This window comes from Flavobacterium sp. KKT103, assembly GCF_055640565.1.
The window spans coordinates 3,631,094-3,643,484 of record NZ_CM145766.1 but is presented as its reverse complement, the minus strand read 5'-3'; the positions used below and the strand labels follow the sequence as shown (position 1 = coordinate 3,643,484).

Below are 12,391 nucleotides of genomic sequence, written 5' to 3'. Positions count from 1 at the left end.
TCTTGTTGTGAGTGATTATTCATTCACCAAATGAATTTTAATACTAGCTCCCTAATTGTTGCAGTGCATCCGATTCATAAATGGCAAAACCTTTTTTGTTTTTTTGTGCCAAAGCAAAAAGAGCCTTCGCAACTGTATTTCCTTGAATGGGCTTGTATTTTTTTAAGTTTCCCAAAAGTAAAAATGAAAACGTTTTCATTAGAACTGCTCCAATTCGTTCGCCAAATCTGAATTCTTCCCTATCTCCTAATAATAATGAAGGCTGAACAATAGAAACACTTTCGAAATCTGAATTTTTAAGAAAGGACTGAATTTCACCTTTGGTTTTTAGATAAAAATTAGATGAATTTTCGTTAGCACCAAGTGAAGATATCAGTAGAAACTGTTTTACACCATTTTCTATTGCAATAGTCGCAAATTGTCTAGGGTATTGGTAATCTACTTTTCTAAACGCTTCTTTGCTTCCTGCTGTTTTAATTGTTGTACCGATAGTACAATAGAAATCATCCCCTTTTATAAGGTCTTGATAGCTTTTAGGCTGATCGAAATCTACTATATGTTGCCTTAATTTTGGATGTTTTATTCCACTATCGCTTCTTACAAAAGTGACTACATTATTATAGTTTTCACTTTCTAATAAGATTTCTAATAGATGTCTACCAATTAATCCAGTGCTACCAATAAGTAAGGCAGTTTTCATAGACTATTTATTTTTACCAAAATTAAATTTGACTTTTTCTACCACCTGAACTTTATTATTTCCTTTTGGGAATTGTTTTTTCGAAGGTTTCTTTGCAGGTGATTTAGATTTTGTAGGAGCTTCATCGCCTCTAGCTTTCTCTGCATCTCTTGGTTTAGCCTTAAATTCGGGTCTTTCTTTAGCTCCGTCTTTAGCAGGAATTTGTGCTTTATGCTTTGCTAAAACATCCTTAGGGTTTTTAGGGTTTTCCTTAGTTCCTCGTAAATGAATAACTAGCCCGTTAAGGAAGTTACGCAAAACTTGGTCACCACATTCCATATAGTTTTCATGCTTTTCGTCGCGGAAGAAAGCACCTAATTCTGATTTTGTAATTCTAAAGTCTACAAGCTCTAAAATTTCAACTATTTGATCATCACGTAACATTAGCGCTACACGAAGTTTTTTAAAGATATCGTTATTTGTCATGGATTTATTTTTTACAAAGGTACGTTTTTATAGTAATTCAGCAGTTAATTATTTAAGATGCTTAGTGTAGTCGTACTCCAGTGCCGTTAACGTCAGTATATTCTATTTTACCGTTTGATATGGTAACACCTTTTGCAATGTCTTCCTTTAGTAGTAAAGCGCCATCCATGTCAACATAATCAAGTAAAGGAAGCAAATGCGCAATTGCCGATATACCCACAGTTGACTCGGTCATGCAGCCTACCATGGTTTTTAGTCCAAGTTGGCGAGCTTGTTCAATCATTTTTTTTGCAGGTGTAATGCCGCCACACTTCATTAATTTGACATTGACACCATGAAAGTGGTTGTGGCATTTAAGTACATCTGTTTCGATAATACAACTTTCGTCTGCTACTATGGGAAGAGCTGATTTTTTAAAAAGTTCTGCATGTCCATCCCAATTATCTGCTGGTAGTGGTTGTTCTAAAAATTCTACGCCTAATTTTTTTAAGGAAACGGAATTTTCCAAGGTCTGTTGTACTGACCAACCACAGTTTGCATCAATTCTAAAAATGGCGTCGGTATGCTTTCTTAGTTCGGTTACAATTGCCAAATCATCTGTAGTGCCTAGTTTAATTTTATAAATTGGCCATGGTTTCTCCTTCATTTTTTGGACCATTTTTTCGATGGTATCAATCCCTATTGTATAATCTGTCAAGGGATTGTTATGAATAGAATAGTTCCATAGTTGGTACAATTTCTTATTTTGCCTACGAGCATATAAGTCTGTAAACGCTACATCTAAGGCGCACAAGGCAAAAAGATTATCCGTGAAATGAGGTTGCATTGTATTCCAAAACTCCTCTGGTTTACAATTAGAACTAGCGGCTATTATCGTCTGTACTTTTTCTAAATCGTTTACAATTCGTGCTGTAGTTATATTGTAATACGGATTAGAAGTTGCTTCGCCATATCCTGAAATACCGTCACATTTTAATTCCACAATAACTGTGGGCTGTATGTCGATTGATTTTCTAGAAATGCTAAAGGTGTGTTGTAGCTTTAAGTCGAAAGTCCTAATGATTAATTCCATGCTATTATTTACTTTGTTTTAATATTTTAGCCATTGAATAGCTTGAACGAAGCCATCGCGCCAAAGTTTTTCATTATGTTGTCCCCCTTTGACAATTTTCTTCTCATTGAGGTTTAAGCAATAGCATCTTTTTGAATTTAGTAGCGTTTCCATTTTATTTAAATCGGTCACCATATCATCACTTTCTTTATCGCCACACATGAAATAGATTTTACTCCTGATTTTATTCTGGCTTTGTGTATAATTATAAATTTCATTTGAAAACCAAAAGGAAGGAGAGAACACTCCAGCTTTTCCAAAAACTTTAGGGTATTTTAAGGTTGCATAAAAGGACACTAATCCTCCTAATGAACTTCCCATGATGATGGTGTTTTTTGCCGCAATTTTGGTTCTATAGGTAGAATCTATATGAGGTTTTAAAGTTGTTACGATAAAATCTAGGTACTCATCTGCCTTTCCTCCTCCATATTTATCATTTTTGAAAGGGGTAAGTTCCTCCATTCTTTTTTCGTTTCCATGCTCAATACCCACTACAATAACTTGTGCTTGCAAACTATCTAATTTTTCATCTACATTCCATTCACCAGCATAAGATGCTTTGGCATCAAATAAATTTTGAGCGTCGTGCATATAGATGACACTGTATTTTTTATTGGAAGCAGTATAACTTTTAGGAAGATAAAGCCATATTTTTTTAGTGGTATGTAATTGTGGTGCATTAATGGTAAAAGTAGCTACTTGCGGACTTAGTTGCTGTTTTTGTGCAGTGACAGTCGTAGCAAATGCTAAAAGGAAGAATAAAATAATGTTTTTAATGCTGCGCGGTTTTTGTAAATTCATTTAGAAAAGGATATTTTAGCTAAAAATAGCAAAAACATGGATATTGAAGAAGAAAAAAAGAGCTTACTTTTAGAAATGATTGCATTTGCAACGGTTGATGGTCACTTGCATAAAAAGGAATATGACTTTCTTTTTTTGATAGCGAATACATTAGCGATCAAAAAAGGGGAGTTTAACGATTTATTCCATCAAGAAGCACCACAAAAAGTCTTGCAATCGGAATTTAAACGAATTCAACATTTTTACAGATTAGCTCTTTTAATGCATAGTGATGGTGTTTTGCACGAAAAGGAGGTAACAACAATTTATCAAATAGCATTAGCTATGGGGTTAAACCCTACCGCGACTAAACGTGTTTTAGAAAAAATGAAAAGGGCACCTTACACTACAATTGAGGCAGGCGAGCTGCTACAAATATTTAAAGAACAGCATAATTAACTAAGCTGCTCTTGTAGTTTTTTGATATCGTCACGTAATTTAGCAGCTTGCATGAAGTCCAATTCCTTTGCTGCTTTTTCCATTGATTTTCGCTTTTCGCGAATGATTTTCTCAAGCTCAGGTTTAGACATATAAGCAGTTTCTGGCTCAGCAGCAGCATCTACATTAAGGCCTAGTTCATATTCTACCAAAGGATTTTTGATAAAGGCACTCTCAATTTTTTTGTTAAGTGCTTGAGGGGTTTGGTTATTAGCTGTGTTAAAGTTGATTTGCTTCGTACGACGGTATTCTGTTTCGTCAATAGTTTTTTGCATGCTGGCTGTTATTTTATCAGCATACATAATTGCTTTTCCATTGATGTTTCGCGCTGCTCTACCAATAGTTTGTGTTAACGAGCGATGACTTCTAAGGAAACCTTCTTTATCTGCATCTAAAATCGCTACTAATGAAACTTCGGGTAAATCCAAACCTTCACGAAGCAAGTTCACACCAATTAAAACATCAAAAATTCCTTTTCTTAAATCCTGCATAATTTCGATACGCTCCAAGGTATCCACATCTGAGTGTATGTAGCGGCATCTGATATTAACTTTTGTCAAGTATTTTGCTAATTCTTCGGCCATTCTTTTGGTCAAAGTGGTCACTAGAACGCGCTCATCCAGTTCACAGCGAACTTGAATTTCTTCAATTAAATCATCAATTTGATTTAGACTTGGTCGAATTTCGATTACGGGATCTAATAATCCAGTAGGTCGAATGACTTGCTCTACAACGACACCTTCTGTTTTTTGTAGCTCATAATCAGCTGGTGTTGCAGACACATATATTACTTGATTTTGCATCGCCTCAAACTCTTCAAATTTTAAAGGTCGGTTGTCCATGGCGGCGGGTAACCTAAAACCATACTCTACTAAGTTTTCTTTTCGGCTTCTGTCACCTCCATACATGGCGTGTACTTGCGACAGTGTGACATGGCTTTCATCGACAACCATTAAATAGTCTTTAGGGAAATAATCTAGCAGACAAAAGGGTCTGGTACCTGCTAAGCGTCCGTCAAGGTAACGGGAATAATTTTCGATTCCCGAACAATAGCCTAATTCCCGAATCATTTCTAAATCAAAATTAGTGCGCTCTTCAAGTCTTTTTGCTTCAAGATGTTTTCCTATTTCTTTAAAATAATCTACTTGCTTAACTAAGTCTTGTTGAATTTCCCAAATTGCACCTTGAAGGACATCGGGAGAAGTAACGAACATATTGGCAGGGTAAATCGTTAGTTTTTCAAATTTTTCAATTACTTGAGCTGTTTTTACATCAAACGATTCAATTTCTTCAATTTCATCACCAAAAAAGTGAATTCTAAAAGCATCATCAGCATAGCTAGGATATACTTCAACTGTATCGCCTTTAATTCGGAAATTTCCGGGAGTAAAGTCGGCTTCAGTTCGAGAGTATAAACTTTGCACTAAGCTGTGTAGTAATTTTGTTCTAGAAATCGTTTGATCTCTTTCTATTGCAATAACATTTTTTTGAAATTCAACTGGATTACCAATACCGTATAAACAAGAAACAGAAGCAACCACTAAAATATCGCGACGTCCAGACAGTAGGGAAGAGGTGGTGCTTAATCGCATTTTCTCTAGTTCCTCGTTAATGGATAGATCTTTTTCAATAAAAACTCCCGTAACCGGCATGAAGGCTTCGGGCTGGTAATAATCGTAATAGGAAACAAAATACTCTACCGCATTATTTGGGAAAAATTGTTTGAATTCTGAATACAATTGCGCTGCCAAGGTCTTGTTGTGAGCTAAGACTAAAGTTGGTCTTTGCACTTCTTGAATCACATTGGCAACCGTAAAAGTTTTACCTGATCCCGTTACACCTAGAAGGGTTTGGAACTGATCGCCATCGATAATTCCTTGTGTTAATTTCTCGATCGCTTGTGGCTGATCTCCTTTGGGTTGGTAATCGGATACTACTTGAAAATTCATGTTTAGGGAGGCATTTTTAGTCCTACAAAGTTACGAAGTTTATCTTCATTAAAATAGGAAAGTAAATGCCAAAAAAAAAACCATTCGAGTTAACGAATGGTTTTAAAAATTTAATGAAGTATTTATCTAGAAACTAAAACTTAATCTAGCAAAAACAAATCTTCCGTTTTGACCAAATTGAGATACGTTTCTTGAATACGTAAATTGATTTGAATTAGATAAATCGATAGTTGTGGGAGCAGCAGTATAATCAATTGCTCCGTTTACTAATCTAGGTCTGATCGCAGTTGTAGGACCAAAATTGGTATCAGGATAAATATCCAAGATATTATTGGCACCAACAACAATTTTTGCAGATTTGGTAAAGTTGTATGCAACAGATAAGTCTGTTATTACTTTTCCTCCCCAAACTGGATGTTCTGTCTCCACAACTTGTCCATTAATTATGGCTCCGTCTATTTTCCCATCTCCATTGGCATCAACGGTGTTTGGGTCAGTAACTGCTCCAAAGTATACATTTCTCAAAAAGAAGTCAAACTTTTTAACTGAAAGGGAGTTGGTTAAATTTGCTTTTACTCTAGGAACGGCCTCTTCAAGATATACTCTACTAGTTTCAGAATAATATCTATTAATTTGACCATTAGCCTCTAATATTGGAGAAGCCTTAATAGCGCCTACTCTTCGTGTATTTGAGATTGTACCTGATAAATCAGTTTTTAACGTTAATCCGTTTCCAATAATTCCTTTGTGGCTAATTACAACATCCAAACCTTTTGATTGTGTGTCAATTGCATTCGCGAAAAAAGTAGCGGCAGTTGCATTGGCAGAATCAAACAAAGCATTTAATTGAGCAGCTGGAGTTCCAGCAGCTGGAGTTCCTCCGGGTCTAGAAAACTGATCAGTAAGTACCACTCTATCATTGATTTTTACAATGTAAGCATCTGCTGTTAATGTAATTTTCGCTTCTGGAATTTTCGCCGTGAAACCAATACTTGCGCTTTGAGACTCTTCTTGTTTCAATTGCGGAATTCCTAATAATTTAGCTGCAGGAGAATCGTTACTGAAAGTTCCTACTTCAAAAGGTACACCACCTACGAATTGAGTAGCAGTCGAATTAAAGTAAATTTGGTGTAAGGAAGGTGCTCTAAATCCTGTTGAAATTGCTCCACGAATATTTACATTGTCAGTTACTTTGTAACGAGAAGCTAATTTGTAATTAGTTGTTCCACCAAAATCAGAATAATTTTCATATCTCAATGCTCCGTTCAATAACCATTTTTCAGTGACATCATACTCTAAATCGGCATATATAGCACCACTGCTTCTTCCTTTATCAACTGCATTGGCTGGTTTGAAACCGGGGAAAACTTGAGATGCCCCTGGGCGAAGTTCTCCTGCATTTGATCCGGTATAATAAAATGAAGAAACTTTAATGTTGTTTGGAGTAGCTGCAGTAACCACATTTCCGTTAATATCGTAAGTATTGTAAGATTCTGGTTGTCCTTGATTGATTTGAAAATTTTCATGTCTGAATTCTGCTCCAAATGCTACGTTCAGTTTGTCAAACTTCTTACTGATATCGAAATTAGTGGTGTTTTGAGAAAAAGCTAAACCTCCAGCATCAAATTCCGTTGGTGAATTTTCTCTTAACGTCGCGTTGGATGTATTTTGAATGTTATAATCAAATGCATTTCTTCCAAAAGTATTACTCAAATCAAAATTCCAAGATTCAAATATCTTACCTCTAAGTCCAGCTGCTGCTGATACATCGTTTATTGTAGAGTGTATTTCTGGTAAAAATCCATTTGGATATAAACCAGTGTAAGCTCGAGATTGGTTTGGTCTTCTGTAAAATCCTGCCGCTTCACCAGCTCTGTAACTAGTTCCTCCAAAAGCATATACTTCTAGGTTTTCATTGATAGGGTAGGCTGCATTTACAAAAAATTGTGCGCTTTGTAGCGAGGATTGCCCAACTTTCATGTTAAAATCACTTCGCTGTAATTTTCTGTAAGCTAATTCTCCATCAGTTGCATCAAAATTTAAAGCAGTTTGCATCGCTCCAATAGTCATGGCGTTGCTAATTGCTAATTGTTGTGCTGGTGAAAAATAAGTAGGTACGTTGCTTTTGATTAACGTTAATATTTGAGCTGAATTAGGAGTATTGTTTATATTACCAAACAAGGCATTAATATTAGTTCCTCCTTCAATAGCTCTTTGTTCAATAGCATTGTAAGCATTAAATATATTTCCAGTTGCATCTTTGGCTCTGCCTGTTTGACCTCTTACTTGGAAACTCGCTGTAGCATTGATAAAACTTTTTTCTTTTCCAAGACTAGTTCCATAGTTTAAATCAATTTGGGCATTATTACCATCATTACCACCTCTATGATCGTTTGCCCCTTTTGAAAAATGGCTACCACTAAACAAAGCAATGTCAAATTTGTTTGTTGCTTTTTTTACATTGATGTTAATTACACCCGCAATAGCATCAGAACCATATTGAGCTGAAGCACCGTCTCTTAAGACTTCTATTTTGTCAATAGCAAAAGCAGGGATTGCATTTAAATCAGTACCAACAGCGCCTCTACCTGGCGAACCGTTAATATTTACAAGAGAAGAAGTATGTCTTCTTTTTCCATTCACTAAAACTAAAACCTGATCAGGACCAAGGCCTCTTAATTGTGCTGGGTCAATATGATCCGTTCCATCAGCAACTGTTGCTGTGTTTGAAGTAAATGAAGGAGCTACCATATTTAAAATTTGGTTTAGATTCACTTGTGCCCCTTGTGATGCTATTTCCTTCATACTAATGATATCAATAGGCACCGCTGATTCAGTTACAGTTCTTGGCGCACTGCGCGATCCAAGTATAACCACATCTTGTAGTGTTTCGCCATTTCCTACTAAAACTACATCTATGGTTTTTCCGGTAACTTTAATTTCTTTTGTTTTCAAACCTACATATGAAAATTGTAAGGTTGCTCCAATGTCAGTTGAGATTGTATAATTTCCATCAATGTCCGTAGTAGTACCTTTATTCGTTCCTTTTACGATAATAGTTACCCCAGGAAGTGGTTGTCCATTTTCATCAAGTACTCTACCTTTGATAATTTCAGCATCAGTACCCGTAAAATAGTAGTTTGCTTTGTTGCCTTCCTTTTGTAAAACAATTTGATTGCTTACCTCACTGTAATTAATTTTAAGCGGTTTTAAAACTCGAGTTAGGACGCTAGATAAGGCTTCGTTTTCAGCAAATAAATCTACTTTTTGGTTCATCTGTGACATTCTAGAATTGTATGAGAATTTCACATTTGATAGTTTTTCAAGTTTATTTAAAACAACATCTAAGTTCAAATCAGTTACTGAGATGGTGATCTTAGTATCTAGTTTTTTTTGACCTCTAATCGCACTTGCAAAAGTCACTGTAGAAAAGACAAAAGCTAAGATAAATTGGAATAAAGTTATTTTCATAATTTGAATAAATAGTCGTTGGTTTAAGACGGTTTTTTTCATAGTTTTGGTTAGTTTTTATTAATACTCGTTAGTTGGGTTAAAGAAGAACAAAGCAAGCACTCTTTACAGGGAGTGAATTGCATTATTTAATGGCGTCGAGGATGTTACAGCATCTTCGGCGTTTTTTTTTAAATTAATAATTCATAGGCATTCTTTTGTTAGTTGCATCCATTGGATAATATTATAATTTGATTTCCATTCATTTCGTAGCTTGTGTTGTTTCCGAGACTTCTGCATATAATTTTTAATTTCTCGGGCAAGGGTTGATCATTTAATGAGGTCGTTAAATAGCAGTCTTTTAACTTGGCTTGTGGATAATCGATATTTACTAAATAGGCTTGTTCAATAGTTTTAAAAATTTGAGATACCGGAATATCAGTGAATTCAAACCCTAACTGTTCAATATTGCTCGTTGAGCTGATTAGAACTTTGTCTAAAGTAATATCAACGATTTTGTTAAAAGTTGCATTTTTACGAACAAATCGCATGGCTTGATTGGGTAAAAGAACGATCAACTTATTTTTTTGATTTGTAATTTGTTCATTAGGCATCACTTTTACTTTTCCAGTGCGAACAACCACTTCCACATTTGGTTGGTCAGCATAAGCTTTTACCTTAAAACTCGTTCCCACTACTTTGGTCACAATTTCATTTGCATAAACAAAGAATGGTTTTTTAGGATTTTTACTTATTTCAAAAAAACCTTCTCCAGACAGATATACTTTTCTTTCATTGCCTAAAAATTCTTTTGGATAGCTAAGTTTACTATTGGGTTGCAATAGCACAGAACTTCCGTCAGACAACGTTATGATTTGTGGTTTATTTGAGTTATTTGCTTGCTCTACTAAACCATCAGCATCACTTTCAATTAATTTATTATAGATCAACGGACTATTGTTGTAGTTCGTACTGCTTTTGTAAACAAAGCCAATTGCGAGACATAAAACTAGTAGTGCTGCGACTCTGCCAATCCAATTGCTTTTCCACGGCTTAAGCTGCATTGATAATGGCGCTTTAGCCTCTTTTTTATCTATTTTATTCCAAGTAGCATCTAATGCGTCTTGAATATCAGTTGAAGGAATATCAGTTGGGGCTACGTGCATGGCCAGTACCCATATACGTGCCTCCGCTACCAATTTAGCTCGGTTAGGGTTTTCTAATGTCCACTCTTCCCATTGATCCTGGTTTTTGTTGGTACAAACCCACAATCGGAAGGACTCATTAGCAATTAAATGCTCTATTTCGGTGTATTTATTTCGATCTTGCATTAAAAAATATACTGTTACAATTATATAGAGGACCCTTTTATCAAATGATACTCACTTAAAATTGATTATTTTCAATATTTTTTTTAATTACAAAAAAACCTGTAGTAAAAGGAAGAGAATAAGAGTGCCGTTTTTAAAACCTTCGCGCATGCTAAGGATTGCGCGATGAAGTAAATTATTGGCTGATTGGTAGTTAATACCTAGGGTAATTGCTACCTGTTCGATAGGGAGATCTTGATTAAAGCGCAAATAAATGGCCTCTTTTTGACGCGAGGGCAGTGCATTAATTAAACGGTTTAAATGCGTTACTTGACTTTTGGATATTTCATCAATTATGAGATGATGTTCAATAGAAAAATCAATTAAAAATGGAATGTTGTCAACTGAACTACCAAATGTAAAAATTTTGTCTCGTACTTTTAGTTTTGTAATTCTTTTGCGAACGCATGATAGTAGATACGCTTTAACTACTACATCTTGATTTAAATTGTCACGGTATAACCAGATATCTGTAAACACATCTTGAATGCAATCTTGTACTTTATCAGGAAACGGATTAAAAGAATTTCCGTAGACTACGAGTTGCGCATAATGTTTTTTAAAAAGGAGTGAAAAAGCATTTTCGTCACCTTTTAATAGACTTTTCCATAATTTGGTGTCATCTGGGTTTTCGATATGTAAACGCTGTTTTTGCACAGATTACTTGGTATTTATTGACGGCAACAAAAGGCTGATTATTAGTCAAGGCATCAAATTCTCTCTTTGCTCAATACTAGAAAATATATAGATAGTACCTTTCTTTCGGTTGTCTGCGACAATCTACTTTGCTTTTGGACTGAAATTGGACTCTATTTTGTTCTTTAATTTTTGCTTCTCGGGCTTTTAATGTTTTATCAAACGTACATAATTTTAAGTTAAAAATTAATTTTAAACTGATAAAATTTAATTTTAAGCTAATTATTGTTAAGTAATAGCGTTATTTTTAGAATTATGTTTTAATTTTTATTTTAATTTGAGAATGTAATAAAATAGAAAGAGGCTCCTCCCTAAATAGTGTACTATTTAGGTGGTTAAAAAATAAGCTATCCTGTGGTAGGATTCAGAGGTGGATTAAAAAAGGATTCAGTAGCTTCTATAAAATTAAAACTTCCATTCTTTTTGCTGGGTTTCGCTTAAAAAAGTCCAGGCAACGATACGGCTAATTTTTTGGCCTTGAGCCATATCTATCGTTTTAATCGCTACCACATTTACTTTGTTCAGTGTTTTGTAAATACTAGATAAATGGGATTGCTTTGAAACTAGTGTTGTAAACCAAAAACATTGTAAAGGATATTTAGCACTTTCGAATATCATTTGAGTGATAAATCCAAGCTCGCCACCTTCACACCATAATTCGGCATTATGACCTCCAAAATTCAGCACTGGTTGTGTTGTTTTTTTGCTTTCTAAATTTGAGATCTTTCTGATTGTTCCCTTAGTAGCTTCTTCTAATGATTTATGAAATGGCGGATTACAAATGGTAAACGTAAATTTATCCTCCCTAGTGATAATATTCTTAAAGATAAATCTTGATTCAACTTGTTGTTGTAAGCTGATGGCGTCAATTAATTGTGGATTGTTTTCGATGATACTGCTGCAATTTTCGATTGCCTTTTCATCGATATCAGTTCCTAAAAAGCTCCATCCATAAGTTGTGTTGCCAATAAGTGGATAAATACAATTGGCACCAACTCCAACGTCAAGACCAACTACAGTTTCTCCAAGTGGAATAACACCGTGGTTGCTGCTTGCTAATAAATCTGCTAAATAATGAATATAGTCTGCTCTACCAGGTATAGGAGGGCACAGGTAAAAAGGCGGGATATCCCAGTTTTTAATATTGTAATAGCTTAAAAGCAATGCTTTATTTAATGCTTTAACCGCATCAGGATTACTAAAATCAATAGTTTCGATTGCGTGCTCGTTGATAAAAACAAATGGTTTTAATTCAGGTGAATTTTTTAATAAAAATTCGAAATCATACCTAGAACGGTGTTGATTTCTTGGGTGTAGGTTCGTTTTCTCTGTAAGCTGCTTTGACATTGATTTTATTATTTCTTGACAACAT

10 protein-coding genes are annotated in these 12,391 nt (G+C 35.0%); 1 reads left to right on the top strand and 9 read right to left on the bottom strand.

Going from position 1 to position 12,391, the window contains the following annotated elements:
* Positions 1–43 precede the first annotated feature (43 nt).
* From ACZ2G0_RS15560 to ACZ2G0_RS15545, 4 genes are all read right to left on the bottom strand, one after another.
* Positions 44–700: an NAD(P)H-binding protein gene (locus ACZ2G0_RS15560; protein ID WP_470308410.1), complete on the bottom strand. Its 657-nt coding sequence runs from the start codon at positions 698–700 to the stop codon at positions 44–46.
* A gap of 3 nt (positions 701–703) precedes the next feature.
* Positions 704–1,165 carry a DUF1456 family protein gene (locus ACZ2G0_RS15555; protein ID WP_300288239.1) on the bottom strand — a complete coding sequence of 154 codons (462 nt, stop codon included), beginning with the start codon at positions 1,163–1,165 and terminating at the stop codon, positions 704–706.
* A gap of 61 nt (positions 1,166–1,226) precedes the next feature.
* The gene (locus ACZ2G0_RS15550; RefSeq protein ID WP_470308409.1) at positions 1,227–2,237 is read right to left on the bottom strand and encodes a dipeptide epimerase; all 1,011 of its coding nucleotides are present in this window, start codon (positions 2,235–2,237) and stop codon (positions 1,227–1,229) included.
* Positions 2,238–2,255: 18 nt separating this feature from the next.
* On the bottom strand, positions 2,256–3,077 hold the full coding sequence (locus ACZ2G0_RS15545) for an alpha/beta hydrolase (RefSeq protein ID WP_470308408.1): 822 nt from the start codon (positions 3,075–3,077) through the stop codon (positions 2,256–2,258).
* Between the two features lie 36 nt (positions 3,078–3,113).
* Here ACZ2G0_RS15545 and ACZ2G0_RS15540 point away from each other — a divergent pair, with 36 nt between their 5' ends.
* Positions 3,114–3,515, top strand: a complete 402-nt coding sequence (locus tag ACZ2G0_RS15540; RefSeq protein WP_470308407.1) for an excinuclease ABC subunit B — start codon at positions 3,114–3,116, stop codon at positions 3,513–3,515.
* Here ACZ2G0_RS15540 and uvrB read toward each other — a convergent pair.
* From uvrB to rlmF, 5 genes are all read right to left on the bottom strand, one after another.
* Positions 3,512–5,503: an excinuclease ABC subunit UvrB gene (gene uvrB, locus ACZ2G0_RS15535; protein ID WP_470308406.1), complete on the bottom strand. Its 1,992-nt coding sequence runs from the start codon at positions 5,501–5,503 to the stop codon at positions 3,512–3,514. The two genes, ACZ2G0_RS15540 and uvrB, sit on opposite strands and share 4 nt — an antisense overlap.
* A gap of 126 nt (positions 5,504–5,629) precedes the next feature.
* The gene (locus ACZ2G0_RS15530; protein ID WP_470308405.1) at positions 5,630–9,016 is read right to left on the bottom strand and encodes a TonB-dependent receptor; all 3,387 of its coding nucleotides are present in this window, start codon (positions 9,014–9,016) and stop codon (positions 5,630–5,632) included.
* A 158-nt stretch (positions 9,017–9,174) separates the two neighbouring features.
* The gene (locus ACZ2G0_RS15525) at positions 9,175–10,284 is read right to left on the bottom strand and encodes a FecR family protein (protein ID WP_470308404.1); all 1,110 of its coding nucleotides are present in this window, start codon (positions 10,282–10,284) and stop codon (positions 9,175–9,177) included.
* 87 nt (positions 10,285–10,371) lie between these two features.
* Complete coding sequence (locus ACZ2G0_RS15520) at positions 10,372–10,980, bottom strand: RNA polymerase sigma factor (protein WP_470308403.1); 609 nt, start codon at positions 10,978–10,980, stop codon at positions 10,372–10,374.
* 444 nt (positions 10,981–11,424) lie between these two features.
* On the bottom strand, positions 11,425–12,366 hold the full coding sequence (gene rlmF / locus ACZ2G0_RS15515) for a 23S rRNA (adenine(1618)-N(6))-methyltransferase RlmF (protein WP_470308402.1): 942 nt from the start codon (positions 12,364–12,366) through the stop codon (positions 11,425–11,427).
* Positions 12,367–12,391 lie beyond the last annotated feature (25 nt).